Origin of the sequence: Pilosibacter sp. YYHA0881, assembly GCF_051602715.1 — a bacterium.
Lineage (GTDB): Bacteria > Bacillota > Clostridia > Lachnospirales > Lachnospiraceae > Alitiscatomonas > Alitiscatomonas aceti.
The window spans coordinates 1,312,552-1,335,535 of the sequence record NZ_CP175657.1 but is presented as its reverse complement, the minus strand read 5'-3'; the positions used below and the strand labels follow the sequence as shown (position 1 = coordinate 1,335,535).

At 54.3% G+C, this 22,984-nt stretch carries 19 protein-coding genes and 2 tRNA genes; 17 read left to right on the top strand and 4 right to left on the bottom strand.

The genetic code is table 11. From position 1 onward, the window contains the following. Positions 1-73 precede the first annotated feature (73 nt). From ACI6NM_RS06300 to ACI6NM_RS06280, 5 genes are all read left to right on the top strand, one after another. On the top strand, positions 74-1,258 hold the full coding sequence (locus ACI6NM_RS06300; RefSeq protein WP_022272387.1) for a galactose ABC transporter substrate-binding protein: 1,185 nt from the start codon (positions 74-76) through the stop codon (positions 1,256-1,258). A 213-nt stretch (positions 1,259-1,471) separates the two neighbouring features. After that, complete coding sequence (locus ACI6NM_RS06295) at positions 1,472-3,004, top strand: sugar ABC transporter ATP-binding protein (protein ID WP_158358373.1); 1,533 nt, start codon at positions 1,472-1,474, stop codon at positions 3,002-3,004. A gap of 18 nt (positions 3,005-3,022) precedes the next feature. Next, complete coding sequence (locus tag ACI6NM_RS06290) at positions 3,023-4,084, top strand: galactose/methyl galactoside ABC transporter permease MglC (RefSeq protein WP_022272389.1); 1,062 nt, start codon at positions 3,023-3,025, stop codon at positions 4,082-4,084. Between the two features lie 3 nt (positions 4,085-4,087). Then, positions 4,088-4,474 (top strand): InlB B-repeat-containing protein, encoded by a 387-nt coding sequence (locus ACI6NM_RS06285; RefSeq protein WP_158358372.1) that lies wholly within the window; start codon positions 4,088-4,090, stop codon positions 4,472-4,474. An 85-nt stretch (positions 4,475-4,559) separates the two neighbouring features. Further along, entirely contained in the window at positions 4,560-5,231 is a 672-nt protein-coding gene (locus ACI6NM_RS06280; RefSeq protein ID WP_438501078.1) for a DUF1275 family protein, read from the top strand. Between the two features lie 8 nt (positions 5,232-5,239). Here the strand turns inward: ACI6NM_RS06280 and ACI6NM_RS06275 are convergent, their stop codons facing one another. Beyond that, positions 5,240-5,827 carry a C39 family peptidase gene (locus ACI6NM_RS06275; protein ID WP_158358370.1) on the bottom strand — a complete coding sequence of 196 codons (588 nt, stop codon included), beginning with the start codon at positions 5,825-5,827 and terminating at the stop codon, positions 5,240-5,242. Between the two features lie 160 nt (positions 5,828-5,987). Here ACI6NM_RS06275 and ptsP point away from each other — a divergent pair, with 160 nt between their 5' ends. From ptsP to ACI6NM_RS06260, 3 genes are all read left to right on the top strand, one after another. After that, positions 5,988-7,649: a phosphoenolpyruvate--protein phosphotransferase gene (gene ptsP / locus ACI6NM_RS06270; RefSeq protein ID WP_262427471.1), complete on the top strand. Its 1,662-nt coding sequence runs from the start codon at positions 5,988-5,990 to the stop codon at positions 7,647-7,649. Between the two features lie 2 nt (positions 7,650-7,651). Next, positions 7,652-8,470, top strand: coding sequence for a Cof-type HAD-IIB family hydrolase (locus ACI6NM_RS06265; RefSeq protein ID WP_022272394.1), 819 nt, complete (start codon positions 7,652-7,654; stop codon positions 8,468-8,470). A 154-nt stretch (positions 8,471-8,624) separates the two neighbouring features. Continuing rightward, positions 8,625-8,927 carry a YerC/YecD family TrpR-related protein gene (locus tag ACI6NM_RS06260; RefSeq protein WP_022272395.1) on the top strand — a complete coding sequence of 101 codons (303 nt, stop codon included), beginning with the start codon at positions 8,625-8,627 and terminating at the stop codon, positions 8,925-8,927. A gap of 67 nt (positions 8,928-8,994) precedes the next feature. Here ACI6NM_RS06260 and ACI6NM_RS06255 read toward each other — a convergent pair whose 3' ends face one another. Continuing rightward, entirely contained in the window at positions 8,995-10,365 is a 1,371-nt protein-coding gene (locus tag ACI6NM_RS06255) for an MATE family efflux transporter (protein ID WP_022272396.1), read from the bottom strand. 229 nt (positions 10,366-10,594) lie between these two features. On the opposite strand from ACI6NM_RS06255, the gene ACI6NM_RS06250 reads away from it, so the two are divergent. The 6 genes from ACI6NM_RS06250 to ACI6NM_RS06225 all read left to right on the top strand — a co-directional run bounded on the left by ACI6NM_RS06250 (position 10,595) and on the right by ACI6NM_RS06225 (position 17,063). After that, positions 10,595-11,041 carry a hypothetical protein gene (locus ACI6NM_RS06250; protein ID WP_022272397.1) on the top strand — a complete coding sequence of 149 codons (447 nt, stop codon included), beginning with the start codon at positions 10,595-10,597 and terminating at the stop codon, positions 11,039-11,041. A 292-nt stretch (positions 11,042-11,333) separates the two neighbouring features. Next, on the top strand, positions 11,334-12,686 hold the full coding sequence (gene mgtE, locus ACI6NM_RS06245) for a magnesium transporter (protein ID WP_438501094.1): 1,353 nt from the start codon (positions 11,334-11,336) through the stop codon (positions 12,684-12,686). Between the two features lie 58 nt (positions 12,687-12,744). After that, positions 12,745-14,196: a glutamate--tRNA ligase gene (gene gltX / locus ACI6NM_RS06240; protein WP_022272399.1), complete on the top strand. Its 1,452-nt coding sequence runs from the start codon at positions 12,745-12,747 to the stop codon at positions 14,194-14,196. Between the two features lie 37 nt (positions 14,197-14,233). After that, a complete protein-coding gene (locus ACI6NM_RS06235) occupies positions 14,234-16,081 on the top strand; it encodes an ATP-dependent helicase (protein ID WP_022272400.1) in 1,848 nt (615 codons plus the stop codon). Positions 16,082-16,127: 46 nt separating this feature from the next. Further along, positions 16,128-16,643: a cob(I)yrinic acid a,c-diamide adenosyltransferase gene (locus ACI6NM_RS06230; protein WP_022272401.1), complete on the top strand. Its 516-nt coding sequence runs from the start codon at positions 16,128-16,130 to the stop codon at positions 16,641-16,643. Between the two features lie 75 nt (positions 16,644-16,718). Further along, a complete protein-coding gene (locus tag ACI6NM_RS06225; RefSeq protein ID WP_022272402.1) occupies positions 16,719-17,063 on the top strand; it encodes a DUF1292 domain-containing protein in 345 nt (114 codons plus the stop codon). Between the two features lie 193 nt (positions 17,064-17,256). Here the strand turns inward: ACI6NM_RS06225 and ACI6NM_RS06220 are convergent. Then, a tRNA-Glu gene (locus tag ACI6NM_RS06220) sits at positions 17,257-17,328 on the bottom strand. A gap of 4 nt (positions 17,329-17,332) precedes the next feature. Further along, positions 17,333-17,406: transfer RNA gene (locus tag ACI6NM_RS06215), tRNA-Pro, on the bottom strand. Positions 17,407-17,831: 425 nt separating this feature from the next. Here ACI6NM_RS06215 and gpmI point away from each other — a divergent pair. The 3 genes from gpmI to ACI6NM_RS06200 all read left to right on the top strand — a co-directional run bounded on the left by gpmI (position 17,832) and on the right by ACI6NM_RS06200 (position 22,945). After that, entirely contained in the window at positions 17,832-19,373 is a 1,542-nt protein-coding gene (gene gpmI / locus ACI6NM_RS06210) for a 2,3-bisphosphoglycerate-independent phosphoglycerate mutase (protein ID WP_022273782.1), read from the top strand. Between the two features lie 249 nt (positions 19,374-19,622). Beyond that, complete coding sequence (locus tag ACI6NM_RS06205) at positions 19,623-21,293, top strand: M28 family peptidase (protein WP_337425406.1); 1,671 nt, start codon at positions 19,623-19,625, stop codon at positions 21,291-21,293. Positions 21,294-21,319: 26 nt separating this feature from the next. Continuing rightward, positions 21,320-22,945 (top strand): ABC transporter substrate-binding protein, encoded by a 1,626-nt coding sequence (locus ACI6NM_RS06200; protein WP_022273785.1) that lies wholly within the window; start codon positions 21,320-21,322, stop codon positions 22,943-22,945. Positions 22,946-22,984: the final 39 nt, after the last annotated feature.

The window sequence follows — 22,984 nt, the reverse complement described above, 5'->3', positions numbered from 1 at the left end:
ACCTATGGAATGGGGTATAATACGGTATGGTTGTTTAATATATAACAAACCGAAAGAAGAGGAGGAATTCAAAATGAAAAAATTAGTAAGCGTTCTTCTTGCAGCCGGCCTTGTAGCCAGCATGACAGCATGCGGCGGCGGCGATAAGAAGGAGTCCGCAGCAGCACCGGCAGAGACAACAGCCGCAGCAGCAGAGACAACAAAAGCAGACGAAAAAGAGACAGAAAAAGTTACAGAAGCAGTTACAGAAGCCGCCAAGGATTTAGCAGACGCAGGAGAGATCTCCGTATTATACTATACATACGGCGATACATATATCTCCAGCGTGCGTTCCGCACTGGATGCAGCTCTTGATAAGGCTGGCATCAAGTACCAGGACTACGACTCCAACAACAGCCAGACGACCCAGACCGAGCAGGTTTCCACAGCCATCGCAAAAGGAACCTCTCTTCTGGTAGTAAACCTGGTGGACAGCGGTTCTGACGACGCTGCAAAGAATATCATCGAGCTGGCAAAGGCACAGAGCATCCCGGTGATCTTCTTCAACCGTTCTGTAAGCGAGGAAGTCGTTTCCGCATACGACAAGGCTGTATTCGTAGGTACAGATTATGAGATGGCCGGCCATATGCAGGGCGAAATGATCGGTGAGTACCTGGTTGAGAATTACGATACCGTAGATCTCAACGGCGACGGCCAGATCTCCTACGTAATGTTCAAGGGCCAGGAGGGCAACGCCGAGGCAATCGCACGTACCCAGTTTGGCCAGGAAGATGCGGACAAGGTCCTGGAAGCAGCCGGCAAGAAGCCGTTAGCTTTCTATGACGCAAGCAACACAAACAAATATCTGGTTGACCAGGGCGGTCTGTGGTCCGCAGCAGCAGCTACCGAGTATATGCAGACGATCCTGTCCCAGTACAGCGAAGCAAACAACAACATGGTTGAGCTTGTTATCGCCAACAACGACGAGATGGCGATCGGATCCGTTACCGCTCTCCAGAACGCCGGCTACAACAAAGAAGGCGCTACTGTGATCCCGGTATTCGGCGTAGATGCTACTGACGCTGCAAAGGACGCGATCGCAGCCGGTACAATGACAGGTACCATCAAACAGGATGCTGAAGGTATGGCCAACACCATCGCCCAGATCACAGCAAACTATCTGACAAGCGCAGAAACATTTGAGGGTGTCGATGCAGCCAACGTAGTAGGAACATGGCGTGTGAATATTCCTTACGCTATGTACACAGGCGAGGAATAAAGTCATCGATGATGCGGCCGCACTTCGGTGCGGCCGTATTTTTTACGCGCGCATCGGCCAGATGAACATGTGCGCATGCTCATGTGGCGGCTGCCGCGGGAAAGAACAGGACCAGAAAAAGGTCCTGTTCTGCGCCATACGGAGATGACGTTTCCAGTATGACGAAACGGCGTATAGCGAAATACTTGAGAATCAGGAGGCGATGATTTGAGTATGAAAGACACAACAAATGCCACTGGATCGGGAAACCAGCCCGTGCTGCTGCGCATGGAGGGGATCTGCAAATCATTCCCCGGCGTAAAGGCCCTGGATAATGTTTCCCTGACGGTCCGTGCCGGGACGGTTCATGCTCTTATGGGCGAGAACGGAGCCGGTAAGTCCACTCTTATGAAGTGCCTGTTCGGTGTTTACAACAAGGATGCAGGCCATATTTACCTGGACGGCAAGGAGGTCAGCTTTAAGACTTCCAAGGAAGCTCTGGAAAATGGAGTGGCAATGGTGCACCAGGAGTTAAACCAGGCATTAAAGCGCAATGTTATGGATAACATGTGGCTGGGCCGGTTCCCGAAGATCTCCAAATGGTGTCCTCTGACCAGTGAATCCAAAATGTACGAGGCCACGAAAAAGCTGTTCGATGAACTGGATGTGAACGTGGACCCGAAAACCGTGATGAGCACCATGCCCGTATCCCAGAGACAGATGGTGGAGATCGCCAAGGCGGTTTCCTATAATTCCAAGGTGATCGTATTTGATGAGCCCACCTCCTCCCTGACTGAGGAAGAGGTAGAGCATCTGTTCCGGATCATCAATATGCTGCGTGACCGCGGCTGCGGGATCATCTATATCTCCCATAAGATGAAAGAGATCTTACGGATCTCGGATGACGTTACCATCATGCGCGACGGCCAGTGGATCGCCACAAAGCCGGCGAAGGATCTGACAATGAACGAGATCATCAAGCTGATGGTAGGCCGAGAGCTTACAAACCTGTATCCGGAGAAGGATAATGTGGTAGGAGAGCCTCTGTTGGAGGTAAAGGGACTGACTGCCGCCTACTCCAAGCTCCGCGACGTATCGTTCGTGGCGAAAAAGGGCGAAGTCCTGGGCATTGCAGGCCTGGACGGCTCCGGACGGACGGAGCTTCTGGAGAATATCTTCGGGATCGCCACAAGAAAAGAAGGCGAGATCTATCTCCATGGCAAACGGGTGATGAACCGCAATGCCAGGGAATCCATAAAAAATAAATTTGCCCTGCTGACCGAGGAAAGACGTGCCACCGGTATTTTCGGGATCCGCGATATCCAGGCCAACACCACCATATCCAGCTTCCAGAGATATAAGGTGGGTCCGTTCCTCAGCGATAAGAAAATGAGCGAAGCCACGGAATGGGGGATCAAGGCCATGCGTACCAAAACGCCCAGCCAGAGGACCCAGATCCGTTCCTTATCCGGCGGAAACCAGCAGAAGGTGATCCTGGCCCGGTGGCTTTTGACGGAGCCGGAGGTGCTCCTTCTGGACGAGCCCACCCGCGGTATCGACGTGGGCGCGAAATATGAGATTTACCAGCTGATCCTTAATCTGGCCAAGGAAGGAAAGACCGTGCTGATGGTTTCCTCCGAGATGCCGGAGCTTTTGGGCGTCTGCGACCGGATCCTGGTTATGTCCGGCGGACAGCTGGCCGGTGAGGTGGACGCAAGAACAACGACGCAGGAAGAGATCATGGCTCTCGCTGCGAAATTTGCATAAGGATAGGAGGAATGAACTGTGGCTGACAATAAAGCAACATCCAAAGCACAGGAATTTAAAGCGCTTTCCAAGAAAGACCAGCAGAGAAAGATTGGGGATCTGATCTTAAACAACGCGATGTATATCATCATTGCCATCGCGATCATTTTCATCACCGTGAAACAGCCCAAATTCATCAGTCTTTCTTCAATTGTAAATATTATTTCCCTGACGGCGGCAAAGCTGCCCATCGCCCTGGGGATCGGCGGCTGTATCGTACTGACTGGTACGGATATTTCCGCAGGCCGTGTGGTAGGTCTGGCAGCGTGTATCTCCGCTTCCTTACTGACCACTGTATTTAAGGTATTCCCCAACATGACATCTGCGATGCCCATTCCGGTGGTGCTTCTGATCGTGTTGGGCGTAGGCGCTGCCGTTGGCTTCGTAAACGGCTTCAGCGTGGCGAAATTTAAGCTGCATCCCTTTATCGTGACCCTGTCCACCCAGCTGATCACATACGGTATCATCCTTATGTACTTAATGAACGGCGTCAACAACGGACAGACCTTAAGCGGACTGACCGACAGCTACCGTTCTCTGATCACAGGAACCTTATTCACCATCGGCGGCGTTGCCATCCCCAGATACGTTCTGTATGCAGTGATCTTGACAGCCGTTATGTGGGTGATCTGGAACAAGACCACCTTCGGAAAGAATATGTTTGCCGTTGGCTCCAACGAGGAAGCAGCCAATGTATCCGGCGTAAACGTGGCCCGTACCATCATCCTGGTATTCATGCTTGCCGGCGTTATGTACGGCATCACCGGTTTCTTCGACGGCGCCCGTATTGCATCTGCCAACGCCAATACAGGTCTCAACTACGAGTGTGACGCCATCGCGGCCTGCGTAATCGGCGGCGTATCCTTCGTCGGCGGTATCGGACGCATCAGCGGCATCGTAGTAGGCGTTCTGCTGCTGCAGATCATCTTCGCCGGACTGAACTTCCTTTCCGTTGACCCCAACATGCTTTACATCATCAAGGGTCTGATCATCCTGGTAGCCTGCGCCATTGATATGCGTAAGTATCTGGTGCGGAAGTAAGAGATGGAAGATAAGAGAGAAAACGGAGGCTCTCCGGAACAGGACAAGGGGCCGGAGAGAGAATTCCGGGGTCTTTATAAATATGTGAAGATCTCAGAACGGTCCTTAAACTGGATCATCATTGTCCTGGGGGCAGCCCTGGTGATCTGCTTTGGGATCGGTTATGCCAACCGTGGATACATGGTGGATTTTGACGCCCGGGGCGGGACTGTGGTGGAGAGCCAGAAGCGGATGTACGGCGATCTGGTGACAGTGCCGGAGGAGCCTGTCCGGGAGGGAAGCGTATTTGAGGGCTGGTATACAGACGAAAATCTGACGATCCCCTGGGATCTGTCAAAGGATACAGTCACCGGTCCCATGACGCTTTATGCCAAATGGCGGGATAAATAAACAAGAAAGTACAGATAAGGCCTCACTGTCCTTCCTGCGCGTTTTGCACAGCGGCGGTGGGGCCTTTGGATTCAAGGAGAAGTACATGCTGACGAGTAAAAAAGTATCCGAATCCATACGCCTGGGTTCGATCCTGATGTTTTCCGGCGGGTTCCTGGACGCGTATTCCTATCTGGTGCGGGGCCAGGTATTTGCCACTGCGGAAACGGGAAATATCGCCCTTATGGGGATCAGCCTGGCCCGGGGAGATCTGGCTGTGGCCGGACGGTATCTGATCCCGGTGGCCGCCTATGCGGCGGGGATCTTTCTGACAGAATGGATCCGTATGCGGGTGGGGGAAAACGGAACGGTCCACTGGAAAGAGGGGATCCTGTGGCTGGAGCTTCTGGTGATGGTCCTGGCCGGATTCATGCCCCAGAAGTGGAATTCTCTGGTGAACTGTCTGATCGGTTTTTCCTGCGCCATGCAGGTAGAAGCGTTCCGGAAGATGCACGGCATGGCCTTTGCCACTACCATGTGTACAGGAAATTTAAGAAGCGGGACCGAGCTTCTGGCCGTGGGGACTCTTGAAAACAACGGTGAGCAGAGGAAGTACGGATTATGGTATTACTGGATCGACCTGGTCTTTGTGGCCGGTGCAGCCGCCAGCGCCCTGCTCTGCCAGGTGCTGGCAGAACGGGCGGTCTGGGTCTGTGCGGCGGCGCTTTTATCGGCCATCCTTTTTATCCGGTATCACCGCAGGATGGCGAAGGTGTGACCGCTGCTTTAGCAGGGCTCTTTTCTGGAGAAAAGGTAAAAGCCGGGATTCCGGTTATCTGTTTCCTTTTCCATCAGCTCCGGGGAGCAGTAGGCAAAGGGAGCGTCCAGGCGCACCTTTCCCTCTCTTCCCGGTTCCTCGTATTTGCCCTCCTTTAAAGACGGATCCAGGACACAGATGCTGTCCTTTCCGGCGGATAAAAGCAGGACGTAGTGGCCGCCGTGGGAAAATACTCCGGTATAGCCTTCCCGGTCTCCGCCCACGTTGGCGATGACGCTGCCGCCGTTCTTTAAGTGCTGCATGGCCTTTTTCACGCGGTTGGTGGTGGAAAAGTCCAGATCGTACAGATCCGCCACCACGGGCCCCAGGATCTTCATATCCGTTCCGGGATGGAGATTGGCCTTATGCTTTAAGGAAAGGGCGATCAGGCGCTTTAAGGAAATGGTCTTTGTGGTGAGACGGTCCACCATCATAGCCAGGGAGCAGAGGCCGCAGCCCGCCTCCTTAATGGAGAGATCGTGGAAGCGGCTGCCCTCGGTGGCGGCGTCGGTGGGATACGGGATATCTGGATGATCCAGCTGATTTAAATATTTCATAAGGTCCTCCTTTGTAAGAGTATGTATGGTTATATTATGAGTTTTGGAGACAAAAATGTCAAGACCTCCGGAAGAGTATCACTTTTTTCAGCATAGATGGGGGAAGGTGTTGATTCCTGGAGGAAATATGTTTAGAATAAAAGGATGGAGGAACCGGAGTATGGAAATAGTCAGAGGAAGATCAGTCTTAAAAAGAACTGCGGTGGGAAGGCTCCAGTACTATGAGAAAGAAGAACCGAGCGTGGTCCGGCGGCAGGTGGAGGACACAGAGAGGGAGCTTTCGCGCTATGAGCGGGCCCTGGAGCAGGCGGAAAAGGAGCTGGAAGCCCTGTATGAGAGGGCTCTGGGAGAGGCAGGAGCAGACAGCGCTGCGGTGTTCATGGGCCACCGGATGCTTCTTAAGGATGAGGAATACAGAAATTCTGTGACCAGGGCGATCACAGGAGAGAGGGTCAACGCTGCCTTTGCAGTGGAAACGGTGGGGGACGAGCTCTGCCGTCTGTTCCTGGAGATGGAGGACGAGTATCTGAGGGCCAGGGCTGCGGATATCCGGGATGTGTCGGATCGTCTCCTGCGGATCCTGGAGGAAGAGGAAAAGGGCGGCGGACGGTGCGGAAGGGGACCGGCCCTTTCAGAGCCGGTGATCCTTGCAGCCAGGGACCTGGCTCCCAGCGAGACCGTTCTTCTGGATAAGAAAAAGATCCTGGGCTTTGTGACCGAGCAGGGCTCTGCCAATTCCCACACAGCCATTCTGGCAAGGACCATGGAGATCCCGGCCCTGGTGTCGGTTCCTGTGGCCCGGGAATGGGACGGAAGACTGGCGGCCATCGACGGGGAGGAGGGGATCCTCTATGTGGATCCGGATCCGGAGACCCTTGAAAGGCTGAAGGAAAAAAAGGCCCGCCAGGAGGAAGCGGCAAGGCTTCTGCTGGAGATCCGGGACCTGCCGGATGTGACCCGGGACGGGACCCGGGTGGAGCTTTACGCCAATATCGGAGGTCCGGAGGATGTGGAGGCGGTCCTGGGATCCAGGGGCGCAGGCGTGGGCCTGTTCCGGAGTGAATTTCTATATCTGGAAAAGGAGACGTACCCCACAGAGGACGAGCTGTTTTCTGCCTACCGCCAGACAGCAGAGCGCATGGGCGGAAGAGAGGTGGTCATCCGCACCCTGGACATTGGGGCAGATAAGACAGCAGACTATTTTGGCATAGAAAAAGAGGCCAATCCGGCCATGGGCTTCAGGGCCCTGCGGATCTGCCTGAAGCGGCCGGAGATCTTCCACACCCAGCTGCGGGCCATCTACCGGGCCAGCGCCTATGGGAAGGTCTCGGTGATGTTTCCCATGGTGGCCTCCCTCTGGGAGGTGGAGGAGGCCAAAGCCATGGCGCTCCAGGTCCGGGAGGAGCTGGAACGGGAAGGGATCCCCATGGGCCATGTGGACCTGGGCATTATGATCGAGACTCCGGCGGCTGCCATTTTAAGCGGAGAGCTGGCGGAAAAGGTGGATTTTTTCAGCATCGGCACCAACGATCTGACCCAGTACACCCTGGCGGCGGACCGGCAGAATGACCGGCTGGATGATTTTTACGATCCCCGACATCCGGCGGTCCTGAGGCTCATTGCATACGTGGCGGAAAACGCCCAAAAAGCCGGGATCCGGGCCGGGATCTGCGGAGAACTGGCAGCGGATCCTTCCCTTACGGAAGTCTTTCTGAAAATGGGGATCCGGGAGCTGTCGGTGTCGCCTTCCTTCCTTCTGCCCCTGAGAAAGAGGATCCGGGAGATCTGTCTGGAAGAAACAGAAAATGACCAAGGAGTTTAGAAATGAAGCAGAACCAATATGAGATCATCGTGCTGGATCTGGACGGCACGCTGACGAACCGGGATAAGGTGATCACGCCCCGGACGAAAAAGGCCCTGATGGAGGCCCAGGCCAGGGGGAAAAAGGTGGTGCTGGCCTCCGGGAGGCCGACCCAGGGGGTCATGCCCCTGGCGGAGGAGCTGGATCTGAAAGCCTACGGCGGCTTTATCCTGTCCTATAACGGCGGACGGATCATGAACTGCACCACCGGGGAGGTGGTATTTTCCCGGGAGCTGCCGGTGGAGTCCAACCGGACCATCATCGGTCTGGCAGAGGAGCACCGGGTGGATATTTTGACATATGAGGACAGCCGCATCATCACCAATAACGCAGAATGCCCCTATGGAAAGCTGGAGAGCCGCATCAACTCCATGGAGGTGGTGGAGAAGGCAGATCTGGCGTCCTATGTGGATTTTCCAGTTCCCAAGTTCCTGATGATGGATGATGGGGATTATCTGGCCATGGTGGAGCCCAGGGTGAAGGCGGCCCTGGGAAAAAATTTCAGCGTTTACCGGTCAGAGCCGTTTTTCCTGGAGATCCTTCCCAGGGGCATCGATAAGGCCCAGAGCCTGGAGCGGCTTCTGGAGGTGTCGGGACTGTCCCGGGAGCAGATGATCGCCTGCGGTGACGGCTATAACGATCTTTCCATGATCCGGTATGCAGGCCTGGGGGTGGCCATGGAAAACGCAGTGCTGCCGGTCCGGAAGGCGGCGGATCATATCACTGCCTCCAACAACGACGACGGAGTTGCAATGGTGGTGGAGCAGTTCTTGCTGACGTAGGGGGGGAGAACAGCGGTTTTTATAAATATATTTTGTAAATGACTGGACTTAAAAACTTTAATGTGTTAAAATGTTACTTGTGTATCGGGCAGGGAAGCTGCTGGGAAACCATCGGATAATGGAAAAAATATGTCTCACAAAGGGGAGTCTGAACATGAATAAAAAGATAAAAACGGAAGCTGTGGACCATCTTTTTGAAGCGGTGCTGACCTTAAAGTCTCCGGAGGAGTGCTACGCGTTTTTTGAGGACGTGTGTACGGTCAATGAACTGCTGTCCCTGTCCCAGAGGTATGAGGTCGCCAAGATGCTCCGGGAAAAGAAAACGTATCTGGATATCGCGGAGCGCACCGGCGCTTCCACCGCCACCATCAGCCGGGTGAACCGGTCCTTAAATTATGGGAACGACGGCTATGATATGGTGTTTAAACGTCTGGGATATCCCTTTGAGGAAAAATAAAACGAAAAAGCTGCCTTCCGGTGACCATAGATCATGGTCCCGGAAGGCAGCTTTTTTCTTTTGTATCTTATTTCTCCCGGCTGAAGGACTGTTTCAGAGGAAGGATCTCCTTTTTGTAAACATGGCGCAGGAATACGGCGCTGATCCCGGCGGAAAAAACCTCTGCCAGGGGGAAGGCGAACCATACGTAGGAAAGCCCCAGGGTCTTTGCGAAAAGAAAGGCCGCGGGAAGGAGGATCACCAGCTGTCTTAAAACAGACACCCACAGGCTCAGCATGCCGTGGCCCATGGCCTGGAACAGGGAGGAGCAGGCGATGCCGAAGCCGGCTAAGATAAAGCTCAGGGAGATGATCTTAAGGGCCGGCACGCCGATCTCCAGCATGGAGTCAGAGGCATTGAAGATCATTAGAAGATTCTCAGCAGCCAGGTTGAACAGCAGCAGCCCCGCGATCATAATGGAAACGGCGTAGGCGATGGACAGCTTCAAAGTCTTCACGATCCGGTCCGGTCTTCCGGCACCGAAGTTATAGGCAATGATGGGCACAGTACCGTTGTTTAAGCCGAATACGGGCATGAACACGAAGCTCTGGAGCTTAAAGTACACTCCGAATACGGCGGTGGCCGTGGAGGTGAAGGCAATGAGGATCTTATTCATGCCAAAGGTCATGACGCTGCCGATGGAGGCCATGATGATGGACGGGATGCCCACGGCATAAATATGGCCGATGATCTCCTTTTCCGGCCGGAAGCCCTTAAAGGCCAGATGGATCTCGTGGTTTCTGGTGGTATTCAGGACAAAGCCCAGGATCAGGGCAATGATCTGCCCGGTGACAGTGGCCAGGGCCGCTCCGGCTACCCCCATTTTCGGGAAGCCCAGGAGACCAAAGATCATAATGGGGTCCAGGATGATATTTAAGATCGCTCCCGTTCCCTGGATGATCATAGAGTAAAAGGTCCGGCCGGTGGACTGCATGAGCCGCTCAAAGGCGATCTCGCCGAAGAGCCCAAAGGAAAGGACGGTACAGATCTGGAGGTAGGCGGTGCCCATCTCCACGATCTCCGGGTCCCTGGTCTGGGCCAGGAAAAAGTGCTCCGCGAAAAACAGGCCGAAAACGGCGAAAGCCAGAAAGCTCATGAAGGCCAGGAACAGGGCGTGGATGGCGATGCGGTTGGCCTTCTGGAAGTTTTTTTCGCCCAGGCTTCTGGAAAGGGTGGCGTTGATGCCGACGCCTGTGCCGGTGGCTACGGCGATCATCAGGTTCTGGGCCGGGAAGGCCAGGGATACGGCCGTCAGGGCGTTTTCGCTGATCTGGGCCACGAACATGCTGTCTACAATGTTATAAAGGGCCTGGATCAGCATGGACAGCATCATGGGGATGGACATGGACAGGATCAGCTTGTTGATGGGCATGACCCCCATTTTGTTTTCAGATGACATGGTTTGGTTCTCCTCTCGTAATTTTATGTAAGGTCTGTATGAAGGCATCCCGGGCCGTGACGGCGGCCGGGGTACAGCCAGACAAAAAAACGACCTGTGCAGATGGTCGTTTTCTGTGGATATTATACGGCAAATTCCGCCATAAGTCAACCGCCTGGACTGCCTCCGCAGTTGAAAGGAGCCGGCCAGTGTGATAGGATAAAGAAAAGAGCGGGAAGGAGGCATGTATATGGAAAAGATCTGTATTTTCTGCGGAAGATCCCTGGGGCGGTGGGAGAGAAAATCCCTGTACTGCGGCAATGGGACCCAGACCGTATGTAAGGAATGCTATGAGAAATATTCTCCCATGACCAATGTGGAGCGGGGCCTTCTGGCCTGGGAAACGGGCCGGGCAGAATCCCGGGAGGAGCTGCGGGAATTTGTGGAGCAGGCGGAAAGGACCAGAGAGGAAAAGCAGGAGAAGGAGAGGGAGGACCGGGAACAGAAGCGGACCGGGAAAACATGTCTCCGCTGCGGTGGGGAGATGCTGGATCTGGGATCCATGAAGCTTAAGCTGGGGGAGGAGACCTTCTTTTTCAGTGACTGGAACCGTCTTGCCAGCGGATCACTGGACGTGCAGGTCCTTCGGTGCGAGGACTGCGGAAAGGCAGAATTTTACATTCCTGAGCAGAAGTGATGGGAGAGCTTTGCCGCACGGCTGGATGAATACAAAGTTTTTGGGAAAATCCTGCGTAAGCGGTTGCCATTTGGATAAAATTTACTTATAATGTGAAAGGCAGACCAGAAAAGAAAGGATGTGAGCACATAATGGAAGGCCGAAGTTGCAAGACAGAGGCAGACGCCCACCCGGAACCTGAGGCAATAGACATAATGCAGTCCCATTATGTGTATTGCCGTTCTTAATGGACGTTTTGCCTCCATGCCGGTAAAAATATGGAGTGGAGGAAGAAACGATGTCAAACGAAGTTATGGAAAATGAAGAGAAGGAGAAGCTTTTAAGGCTGGCGGAGGAAAAAAAGTACCGGCAGTTAAAGGAAGCCCTTCTGGAGATCAACGAGGTGGATATCGCCTCATTTATGGAAGAACTGGATTCGGAAAAGACCGTGATCGTGTTCCGTATGCTGCCCAAGGCCCTGGCCACGGACGTATTTGCGGAGCTTCCGGCGGAAAGCCAGAGCCACATCATCAACAGCATCACGGATAAGGAGCTTTCAGAGATCGTAGAGGACCTGTATGTGGACGACGCGGTGGATATGCTGGAGGAGCTTCCGGCAACGGTGGTGCGCCGCGTTCTGAAGAATACGACGCCGGATACGAGAAAGCTCATCAACCAGTTCTTAAATTATCCGGAGAACAGCGCCGGAAGCATCATGACGGCCGAGTATGTGGGCCTGAAAAAGAACATGACCGTAGAGCAGTCCTTTGCCTATATCCGTCATCACGGCGTGGACTCGGAGACCATTTATACCTGCTATGTGATGGATGAAAAGCGCCATCTGGAGGGCGTGGTCACGGTCAAGGAGCTTTTGATGAACGCCTATGAGGCACGCCTGGAGACTATTATGGACACCCATGTGATCAAGGTGACCACCACCGAGGACCAGGAGGCTGTGGCGGATATGATGAACAGATACGGCCTTTTATGTATCCCTGTGGTGGACAGCGAGGATCGTCTGGTGGGGATCATCACCGTAGACGATGTGATGGAGGTCATGGAGGAAGAGGCCACCGAGGACTTCGAGAAGATGGCCGCCATGCTGCCCAGTGAAAAGCCGTATTTAAAGACCAGCGTGTTCCAGCTTGCAAAAAACAGGATCCCGTGGCTTCTGATCCTGATGCTGTCCAGCACCATCACTGGTGCGATCCTGGTAAAATATGAGACTGCCTTTGCGGCGGTGCCGCTGTTAGTAAGCTTTATCCCGATGTTAATGGATACAGGCGGAAACTCGGGAAGCCAGAGCAGCACCATGGTGATCCGCGGCATGGCCCTGGGAGAGATCGAGCCGTCGGACGTATTAAAGGTCTTATGGAAGGAGATCCGGGTCGGCTTTATGGTGGGCTTTGTGCTGGCGGTGGTGAACTTTATCCGCCTGATGATCCAGTATCCGGGAAACACCATGATCTGCGTTACGGTGGTCATCAGTATGTTTGCCACTGTGGTGGCGGCCAAGACCATCGGCTGTACCCTGCCCATCGGGGCCAAGGTATTAAAGCTGGATCCGGCCATTATGGCGTCGCCCATGATCACCACCATCGTGGACGCGGTGAGTCTGATGGTATACTTTAATCTGGCCTGCCATCTGCTGGATATGGCGGCATAAAAGAGAAACATGGGGAAAGCCCCTTAAAATTCTATGGAAATGACAGGAGAAGAAAAAAATGGGAAAAGTGAGAACAAGGTTTGCGCCGAGCCCCACAGGCCGGATGCATGTGGGAAATTTAAGGACCGCGCTTTACACATATCTGATCGCCAAGCATGAGGGCGGGGATTTCATCCTCCGCATCGAGGACACGGACCAGGAGCGGTACGTGGAGGGAGCGGTGGACATCATCTACCGTACCATGGAAAAAACGGGACTGATCCATGATGAGGGACCGGATAAGGACGGCGGTTACGGCCCCTATGTACAGAGCGAGCGCCAGAGATCCGGGATCTATATGGAGTACGCGAAAAAGCTGGTGGAAAAGGGCGAGGCCTATTACTGCTTCTGTACCCAGGAGCGTCTGGATTCCTTAAAGAAGAACGTCAACGGAGAGGAGATCATGGCCTATGATAAGCACTGCCTGGGCCTTTCCAAGGAAGAGGTGGAGGCCAATCTGAAGGCCGGAATGCCCTTCGTGATCCGTCAGAATAACCCCAAGGAGGGGACCACCACCTTCCACGACGACATTTACGGCGATATCAGTGTGGATAACTCGGAGCTGGACGATATGGTCCTCATTAAATCCGACGGATACCCCACCTACAACTTCGCCAACGTGGTGGACGACCATCTGATGGGGATCACCCATGTGGTGAGAGGAAACGAGTATCTGTCCTCCTCCCCCAAATACAACCGTCTTTACGAGGCCTTCGGCTGGGAGGTGCCGGTGTACGTCCACTGTCCTACCATCACCAACGAGGAGCATAAAAAATTAAGCAAGAGAAGCGGTCATTCCTCCTTTGAGGACCTTTTAGAGCAGGGCTTTTTAACAGAGGCCATCGTAAACTTCGTAGCTCTCTTAGGCTGGTCCCCGGCAGGCAACCAGGAGTTCTTTACCCTGGAGGAGCTGGTGAAGGAATTTGACTACCACAACATGAGCAAATCCCCGGCAGTGTTTGATATGACAAAGCTGCGCTGGATGAATGGGGAATATTTAAAGAAGATGGACTTCGAGCCCTTCTATGCCCAGGCGGAGCCTTATTTAAAGGCCGCCATCACAAAGCCCCTGGATCTTAAGAAGATCGCCGCCATGGTAAAGACCAGGATCGAGGTATTCCCGGACATTGCGGCCCAGGTGGATTTCTTTGAGACGCTTCCGGAGTATGATCCGGAGATGTATGTTCATAAAAAGATGAAGACCACAAAGGAGACCTCCCTGGAGACCTTAAAGGAGGTGCTTCCGCTGTTGGAGGCCCAGGAGGATTATTCCAACGATGCTCTTTATGAGACCCTGGCCGCCTATGTGGCGGAAAAGGGCGTAAAGACCGGCTTCGTGATGTGGCCCATCCGCACGGCGGTTTCCGGAAAGCAGATGACCCCGGCAGGAGCCACTGAGATCATGGAGGTACTTGGAAAAGAGGAGTCCCTGGAGCGGATCAGGAAGGGGATCGCACTTCTGGAGGCGTAGGACAGGAAAAGAGAAAGTTGCTTTCAGCAGGTAAATGATGAAATTTAACGAAGCGCAGAAAACGGCCCTGTCTCATAAGACGGGGCCCATGATGGTCCTGGCGGGGCCGGGGTCCGGAAAGACCACGGTGATCACTCACAGGATCGCAGGACTCCTGGAGTCGGGAGTCCGCCCGTCAGAGATCCTTGTGATCACTTTTACAAAGGCGTCGGCCAGGGAGATGGAGGAACGGTTCTATTCCCTGAGACCGGCGGTCAGAGAAAACGATACAGAAAGTGGAAGGGTGACCTTTGGTACCTTCCACTCTGTTTTTTACAGGATCCTTAAGCTGGCGTACCGGTTTCCGGCGGGCTGTGTCCTGGGGGAGGAGGAAAAACGCCAGTATTTCAGGGAATTTCTCGAAAATTCCGAACTGGAGGTGGAGGATGAGGGCGAGTTCATCTCCGCCGTGATCAACGAGATCAGCTATGTAAAGGGAAGCCAGATGGACCTTTCCTGCTACTATTCCCAGAACTGTCCGGAGGAATGGTTCAAACGGCTGTACACCGGCTATGAGGATATGCTGCGGGCCAGGGGAAAGCTGGATTTCGACGATATGCTGGTCATGTGCTATGAGCTGTTTTCCCAGAGAAAGGATATCCTTTCTGCCTGGCAGAGGAAATTCCGGTATATTTTAGTGGATGAATTTCAGGATATCAACCAGATCCAGTATGAGATCGTGAAGATGCTGGCTCTGCCGGAAAATAATCTTTTCATCGTGGGAGATGACGACCAGTCCATTTACCGGTTCCGGGGAGCGAAGCCGGAGATCATGCTGGGCTTTGAAAAGGACTATCCGGGGGCCCGCCGCGTGCTCCTGGCGGAAAACTACCGTTCCTCCAGGGAGATCGTGGAGACCTCCTTAAAGCTCATATCCCGGAACCAGGTCCGTTTTAAAAAGGAACTGGTTCCGGTCCATGGCTCCGGACGCCCCGTGGATGTATCCGTGTATGAAAATCCTCTGGCAGAGGCCGAGGGAACGGCCAGGCGGATCCGCCAGTACGCCCAGGCGGGCTTTGCCTTTGAGGACATGGCCGTACTGTTCCGGACCGGGAACGGAACGGGGCTTCTGGCAGAAAAACTGATGGAATATAACATCCCCTTTTCCATGCGGGATGTGATCCCCAGCCTCTACGGCCACTGGATCGCAAAGGATCTGATGGCGTATCTGGAGCTGGGCCATGGGAGCCAGGCCCGCAGCGATTTCTTCCGGATCATGAACCGGCCCAACCGGTATTTTTCCAGGGACGCCTTTGAAACGCCCCTGGTGTCCCTGGACCAGGTCAGGGATTTTTACCGGGACCGGGACTGGATGCAGGAGCGGGTCATGGATCTGGAGGGGGATCTGCGGACCATCGGACGGCTGAGGCCCGGCCCTGCCATCCACTACATCCGCCAGGCTGTTGGCTATGATGATTATTTAAAGGAATTTGCCGCATTCCGGCGGATCCGTCCAGAGGAATTTTTCGATATTGCCAGCCAGATCGAAGAGAGCGCGGCCGGCTTCTCCACCCTGGAGCAATGGAAGGAGCACATCCGCCAGTATGAGGAGACGCTGAAGGAAAAGAGAAGAGAGGCAAAGGAGCCGGGCAGGCCGGAGGGAGTGACCCTCTCCACCATGCACAGCTCCAAGGGGCTGGAATACAGGATCGTATTTGTCGTTGATGCCAACGAGGGCATCGTCCCCCACCACAAGGCGGGGCTTCCGGCAGACATCGAGGAGGAGCGGCGTCTCTTTTATGTGGCCATGACCCGGGCGAAGGAGCGGCTCCATCTCTGCGCGGTGAAGGAACGGTATCACAGAAAGCAGGAGATCTCCCGGTTCGTGAAGGAATGCATGGACTGAGGAGCCGTATGGACAGGACAGTGTATGGAAGGAGAAGGGACAGCAGATGGCATTGGTGCATATTTACTGCGGAGACGGAAAGGGAAAGACCAGCGCGGCTGTGGGAATGGCTGTCCGGGCCGCCGGACGTGGGCTTAAGGTGGTGATGGTGCGGTTTTTAAAAAGCGACGATTCCGGGGAGGTGGCCGTACTGGGCCATATTCCAGGGATCACGGTGATCCCCTGTGAAAGGACCTTCGGCTTCGTATCGGCCATGGACCGGGAGACCAGAGAGCAGGCAGCCCGGTGGAATCTGGAACAGTTTTTCCGAGCCGTGGAGCTGGCGGAGGGGGCGGACCTTCTGATCCTGGACGAGATCATGGCGGCCATGACCTACGGCATGGTGCCCGAGGAACGGGTCCTGGAGTTTCTGGAGGACAGGCCCGGTGGGCTGGAGGTGGTACTGACCGGCAGATCGCCGTCGGAGCGGATCCTCGGAGCCGCTGATTATGTGTCGGAGATCCAAAAGGTCAGACACCCCTATGACCGGGGGATTTTGGCAAGAAAGGGAATTGAGTATTGATTTTTACGGGGTTTACTGATATGCTGTATTTACCTTATAAAAATATGGTACACTTGAAAAAAGAGAGGAACGGTTATGGCAAACGAAAATTTAAAGAACGGTCCTGTAAACCCGGACGCTGAGAACGATGAAGAGATGACAGTGACCTTGACTCTGGACGACGGCACAGAGCTGGAGTGCGTGGTGCTGACGATTTTTGAGGCTGGAGAGAAAGAGTATATCGCCCTTCTTCCCCTGGATGGCAGAGAGGCCGAAGACGGAGAGGTTTACTTATACCGTTATGTGGAAGATATCAATGGAAATCCGGATCTGGAGAACATTGACAGCGATGAGGAGTATGAGATCGTGGCAGACGCCTTTGACGAGCTTCTGGACTCCGCAGAGTACGACGAGCTGGTCAGCGAGGACGAGGTGGAATAGGAGCCGCAGATAAAATTAAAAATGGGATGCAGCGTGGAGCGGGCTTTTTTCCGGCTCCGGCAGCATCCCATTTTGTGTCCAGGAGCTTTAAAGAACAGGAGTGGGGGCCGGGCTTTCCGAAGGAGGTCCTGCTCGGCAGGATACTGGAAACAAAAAACCGGCTATCTGAATTTCAGATAACCGGTTTAAATCGTGACCTGTCCGGGAATCGAACCCGGGTTTACGCCGTGAGAGGGCGTCGTCTTGACCGCTTGACCAACAGGCCGGAATCGAGGCGACAAGATTCGAACTTGCGACCTCTGCGTCCCGAACGCAGCGCTCTACCAAACTGAGCCACGCCTCGATGTTGTGCTCTGTATCAGCGAGCTCATTAATAATACCACAGGGTTTCAAAAAAAGCAAGAGGAAAATACAAAAAATTTCAAAAAATTCAACAAGAATCTAAAGGGAGAAATGTGGATCCAGTAAAAACGCCGGAGCTCCTTATAAATGGGAGGAGCCGGCGGGTATGAGCCGCCGGCCAAGTATGAAAAAGTGTATAAAGGTCTGGTACCTTGTTACAGATAATAGGATACGGGAAAAATGTGACGAAAGTTTGGAATCTCTGTGAAGGAAGTGTGAAGAAAAAAGAAAAATTAAAAAATACCAGAGGTACCCTGTTATAAAAATAACAGATACTTCCATGAAACAGTTGCGGGAATTTGTTAAATGATATACAATAGAAGCGTTTCTAAAGGATACAGACCAATAAAGGAGTGGAAGAAATATATGAGCAGAAAACCAGTTGTACTGATGATCCTGGACGGATATGGATTAAATAAGGAAAAGCGGGGAAATGCGGTCCTGGAGGCCAATACCCCGGTGATGGACCGGCTGATGAAGGAATGCCCCTTTGTGGAGGGAAATGCCAGCGGGCTGGCCGTGGGGCTTCCCGACGGGCAGATGGGCAACTCTGAGGTGGGGCATCTGAACATGGGCGCAGGCCGCATCGTATACCAGGAGCTGACGAAGATCACAAAGGCCATCGAGGATGGGGATTTCTTTGAAAACAGCGAGTTTTTAAAGACAGTGGAGAATTGTAAAAAGAACGGCTCTGCCCTTCATCTGATGGGACTGGTATCCGACGGAGGCGTACACAGCCACATGACCCATATCTTCGGGCTTCTGGAGCTGGCCAGAAGAAACGGACTGGATAAGGTGTTTGTCCATTGCTTCCTGGACGGAAGGGATACGCCTCCCTCCTCTGGCCGGGAGTTTGTGGAGGCGCTGGAAGGAAAAATGAAGGAACTGGGCGTCGGTAAGGTGGCCTCTGTCATGGGCCGTTATTACGCCATGGACCGGGATAACCGCTGGGATCGTGTGGAGCTGGCTTACAAGGCCCTTACAAAGGGAGAGGGAAAGCAGGATCCCTGCGCCGCTGCGGCCGTACAGGCGTCTTATGATGAAGGAAAGACCGACGAGTTCGTGGTTCCCACGGTGATCACTGAGAACGGACGGCCTGTGGGTCTGGTCCAGGATAAGGACTCTGTGATCTTCTTCAACTTCCGTCCGGACCGGGCCAGAGAGATCACCCGCGCGTTCTGTGACGATGCGTTCACAGGCTTTGACCGGGATAAGAGACTGGAGCTGGTCTACGTCTGCTTTACGGATTACGATGAGACCATCCCCAATAAGCTGGTGGCCTTTAAAAAGGAAGCCATCACCAATACCCTGGGCCAGTTCCTGGCGGATCACCATATGACCCAGGCCAGGATCGCGGAGACAGAGAAGTATGCCCATGTGACCTTCTTCTTCAATGGCGGTGTGGAGGAGCCCAATCCGGGAGAGGAGCGGATCCTGGTGAAATCCCCCAAGGTGGCCACCTATGACCTGCAGCCGGAGATGAGCGCCCCGGCGGTGTGCGATAAGCTGGTGGAGGCCATCGGCTCTGGAAAATATGATGTGATCATCATCAACTTTGCCAACCCGGATATGGTGGGTCATACGGGAGTGGAGAACGCGGCCATCCAGGCGGTGGAGGCTGTGGACGCCTGTGTGGGAAGAGCCGTGGAGGCCATCGAAAAGGCGGACGGCGCAATGTTCATCTGCGCAGACCATGGAAATGTGGAGCAGCTGGTGGATTATGAGACCGGAGAACCGTTTACGGCCCACACGACGAATCCGGTGCCGTTTATCCTGGTGAATGCAGGCGCAGAGTACGGCCTCAGAGAGGGCGGCTGCCTGGCAGATATTGCTCCGACGCTCATCGAGCTCATGGGTATGGAGCAGCCGAAGGAGATGACTGGGAAATCTCTGCTGGTGAAGCGGTAAGGAGACCGGAACGGCGCGCCGGGAGACAGATTCAATGAAAATAAGAGAAAGTGTGCAGATAACCGAAAAAAGGGAACTGTACACTTTCTTTTTGTTTTTGTGAATGAATCTATTGACGGAAAAATAATCAGATGATACTATGAATATATGAAAATATTTTAATATTTATAAAAGGAGATGAAGAAAATAAAAGATAAAAAAAGGATTTTATATAAAAAAACCGAATTTTCGGAAGCGGTCAGCGGAGCCTTGGACAAGTCGCGGATCATGAAGGATGTGGAGATGTTCTGCCGCCTGGAACGGTATACGGGCTCCAGAGACGGAGAGGAAGCAGCCGAGCGGATCGCGGAACGGATGGAGGAGCTGGGGATCCCTGTGGAACGGGAAAAATATCAGGTATACCGGAGCCTTCCCGGAGCGGCGTATCTGCGGGTCCTGGAGGACGGGACAGGGGAGGCTGTTCCTCTGACCCCGTATGTATACAGCGGGACAGCGAAGGATCTGGAGGCGGAGCTGGTTTTTGACCGGACCAGCGCGGCCGGAGGCTGCAGCCAGAGAGAGCAGAGGGCCAGGATGGCCGGTTTTTCCGGGAAGCTGGTCCTGACGTATGAGAACAGCTTTTCGTTTGCGTGTGAGGCAAAACGGGCCGGAGCCCTGGGGGTGCTCACCATCTGGCACGCGGACCTGGCGCACCATGGGACTCTGGGGGGAGTCTGGGGAACGCCGGAGCCGGAGGATCTGTCCTGGCATTATCCAGGGATCCCGTTCGCGGAGATCGGGAAAAACGCTGGGGAGGAGCTGCAAAAACGGCTGGAGTCCGGTCCGCTGACCGTGCGTCTCAGCATTGAGATGTGCCAGGGGATCGTTTCCAGCACCATGCCAGTGGCGCGGATCCAGGGAAGGTCGGAAAAATTTGTACTTGTCTCCGGCCATTATGATTCCTGGTATGAGGGGGCCACGGATAACGGAGTGGCCAACGCCGCCATGATGGAGCTTGCCAGAGTGTTCCAGGAGAACCGGGAGCGGCTGGAGCGGTCAGTGGTGTTCGCCTGGTGGTCCGGCCATTCAGACGGCCGTTATGCCGGATCCGCCTGGTATTACGACCACCATTGGGAGGAGCTGAAGGAAAATTGTGTGGCGCATATCAATATGGATATCTGCGGCTGCAAGGGCTCTGATGTGGTGGGGTTCCAGACGTCCATGCTGGAAGGAGCAGACTTTGACCGGGAATTCCTGAAGGGATTCAACGAGGGGGAGCCGGATCCGCCGGTGCCCATGACCCGGTTTGCAGACCAGACCTTCTGGGGAGCGGATATTCCCTTTGCCATTATGCCGAAGTTTATAAAAAAGGATCATGAAATGTTTTACTGGTGGCACACCAGAGAGGATACCTTTGATAAGGTGGATCCGGAGGTGGCGCTGCGGGATACAAGGGTCATTGGGGAGCTGGCGGCATTCTTCGCGAACTGCGGGAAGCTCCCGGCAGACATGGGCGGATTTGTGGACTTTATGGAGTCCCGCCTCCGCGCCATTGAAGAGAGGCTTGGCGGAGACTTTGACCTTTCTCCGGTGTGGCCGGTGCTTGGCAGGCTGAGGGAGGCGGTCATGGATCTTGAAGCGTCCATGGAAGGCCAGGAAAATACAGATGACGCCATTCTGGAGACTGCCGGGGAGCTGGCGAGGATCACCTATACGGCGTCCAGTCCGTACCACCAGGATCCGGCGGTGAAGGCTCCTGTCTTTTCCGGGCTTGCCATGGCAGAGGGACTGACCCGGGAAAATACGGAAGAGGAATATTATCTGGCGGTGCAGACCAGGTTCGTGCGTCAGAGGAACCGGCTCACAGGGCAGATGAAGCAGGTTTCGGAGATCTGCAGAAGGTGGACCGCCCGGTGGGAAAATCAAGAGGGGAATATGTAAAAACTATATACAAGGAGGAGCACTGTATGAGGAAAGGTATGTATGGGAAACTGACGATGCTGGCGGTGGCTGGCGTCATGGCGCTGTCGGGCTGCGGAAACAGCGGGGGAGATACTGGAACAGCGGCGGAGCCAAAGGGGGAAACGACGGCTTTAGCGGGGACGGAGACGGAAAAGGCGTTAGAGGAAGCCAGCCAGGGGGAGAAGGAGCCGTCCATTGGGCGGACGGATATTATTTCTGCCAACACCAGCGATATCCGGTCCATGGATCCCCAGGTGGGAGTGGATTCTCCGTCTGCAACGCTGAACCGCCACATTTATAACGGCCTGGTAAAGATCGATGAGAACCGGGAGGTCGTGGGGGACCTGGCGGAGAGCTTTGAGATGGTGGATGACAAGACCTATAAATTTAAGCTCCGGGAAGGCGTGAAGTTCCATAATGGGGAGGAGCTGAAGGCCAGCGACGTGAAATTCAGCCTGGAGCGGGCCAAGACCATGCCCAAGGCCATGTCCAACGCGTCGGCCATCGACCATGTTTCGGTGGAGGGGGATTATGACCTGACGATCCATCTTTCCCGTCCATATCCGTCCCTTCTTTATGTCCTCAATGACACCAGCATGAAGATCCTGTCGGAGAAGGCTGTGACTGAGGCCGGGGAGACATACGGGGAAGAGCCCATAGGAACGGGCCCGTTCATGTTTAAGGAATGGGTCCCCAACGATCACTGGACGCTGGTGCGGTTTGACGATTACTTTGACGGACCGGCCACAGCCACTTCCATCACCAACCGGATCATTCCCGAGGGGAGCGCCAGGACCATTGCCCTGGAAACGGGAGAGATCGACGTGATCTTAACGGTGGATCCGGTGGACGCCGCCAACGTGGAAGCCAATGATGAGCTGGTACTGGAAAGCTGGCCGTCGGCTTCAGTGGAATTCATGGCGTTCAATACCACGAAAAAGGGACTGGATGACGTCCGGGTGCGCCAGGCCATTACATATGCCATGAACCGCCAGGAATTTGTGGATACGATCGTAGAAGGCCGCGGCGAGGTGGCCAGCTCCTTCATTGCAAAGACCCTGCCGGGGTGGAATGAGGAAGTGCAGCCGTATCCCCAGGATCTGGAAAAGGCCAGGGAGCTTCTGGCAGAAGCAGGCTATGGGGACGGGCTGGATCTTAAGATGTACGTATCCGGAGACGTGAGGAACCGTACCGCCCAGGTGGTCCAGGCCCAGCTGGCCCAGATCGGCGTCAACGTGGACATCAACGTTTACGAGTGGGGCGCGTTCCAGGATGCGATCAACGCCGGAGAGCATGAGCTCCTGATCCTGGGCTGGACCAATACCACCTGTGATCCGGAATACAGTGTGACGCCGCTGTTCCATTCAAAAAACTGCGGCATGAACGGAAACCGGGCATATCTCAGGGATGAAAAGGTGGATGAAATGATCGACGCCGCCAGCATGGAAACAGACCGGGAGAAGAGGCTTCAGACATATAGGGACCTCCAGGTCCGCTTAAATGAGCTCTGCCCGTGGGTGCCGCTGTATTATAAGAGCAATATGGTGGGAAGAAGGGCGGATCTTAAGGGATTCCAGTTTAATAAAAATACAGCCCTCCATTATCTGGGAGACTGTTATTTTGAGAAGTAGGAGAGGACAGCCGCATCGGAGAAATCCGGTGCGGCTGCT

Bases quoted from the DNA above. Each gene is read 5' to 3' on its own strand.
- ACI6NM_RS06300 (WP_022272387.1), top strand. From the start codon at position 74: ATGAAAAAATTAGTAAGCGTTCTTCTTGCAGCCGGCCTTGTAGCCAGC.
- ACI6NM_RS06295 (WP_158358373.1), top strand. From the start codon at position 1,472: ATGAAAGACACAACAAATGCCACTGGATCGGGAAACCAGCCCGTGCTG.
- ACI6NM_RS06285 (WP_158358372.1), top strand. From the start codon at position 4,088: ATGGAAGATAAGAGAGAAAACGGAGGCTCTCCGGAACAGGACAAGGGG.
- ACI6NM_RS06280 (WP_438501078.1), top strand. From the start codon at position 4,560: ATGCTGACGAGTAAAAAAGTATCCGAATCCATACGCCTGGGTTCGATC.
- ACI6NM_RS06275 (WP_158358370.1), bottom strand. From the start codon at position 5,827: ATGAAATATTTAAATCAGCTGGATCATCCAGATATCCCGTATCCCACC.
- ptsP (WP_262427471.1), top strand. From the start codon at position 5,988: ATGGAAATAGTCAGAGGAAGATCAGTCTTAAAAAGAACTGCGGTGGGA.
- ACI6NM_RS06265 (WP_022272394.1), top strand. From the start codon at position 7,652: ATGAAGCAGAACCAATATGAGATCATCGTGCTGGATCTGGACGGCACG.
- ACI6NM_RS06260 (WP_022272395.1), top strand. From the start codon at position 8,625: ATGAATAAAAAGATAAAAACGGAAGCTGTGGACCATCTTTTTGAAGCG.
- ACI6NM_RS06255 (WP_022272396.1), bottom strand. From the start codon at position 10,365: ATGTCATCTGAAAACAAAATGGGGGTCATGCCCATCAACAAGCTGATC.
- ACI6NM_RS06250 (WP_022272397.1), top strand. From the start codon at position 10,595: ATGGAAAAGATCTGTATTTTCTGCGGAAGATCCCTGGGGCGGTGGGAG.
- mgtE (WP_438501094.1), top strand. From the start codon at position 11,334: ATGGAAAATGAAGAGAAGGAGAAGCTTTTAAGGCTGGCGGAGGAAAAA.
- gltX (WP_022272399.1), top strand. From the start codon at position 12,745: ATGGGAAAAGTGAGAACAAGGTTTGCGCCGAGCCCCACAGGCCGGATG.
- ACI6NM_RS06235 (WP_022272400.1), top strand. From the start codon at position 14,234: ATGAAATTTAACGAAGCGCAGAAAACGGCCCTGTCTCATAAGACGGGG.
- ACI6NM_RS06230 (WP_022272401.1), top strand. From the start codon at position 16,128: ATGGCATTGGTGCATATTTACTGCGGAGACGGAAAGGGAAAGACCAGC.
- ACI6NM_RS06225 (WP_022272402.1), top strand. From the start codon at position 16,719: ATGGCAAACGAAAATTTAAAGAACGGTCCTGTAAACCCGGACGCTGAG.
- gpmI (WP_022273782.1), top strand. From the start codon at position 17,832: ATGAGCAGAAAACCAGTTGTACTGATGATCCTGGACGGATATGGATTA.
- ACI6NM_RS06200 (WP_022273785.1), top strand. From the start codon at position 21,320: ATGAGGAAAGGTATGTATGGGAAACTGACGATGCTGGCGGTGGCTGGC.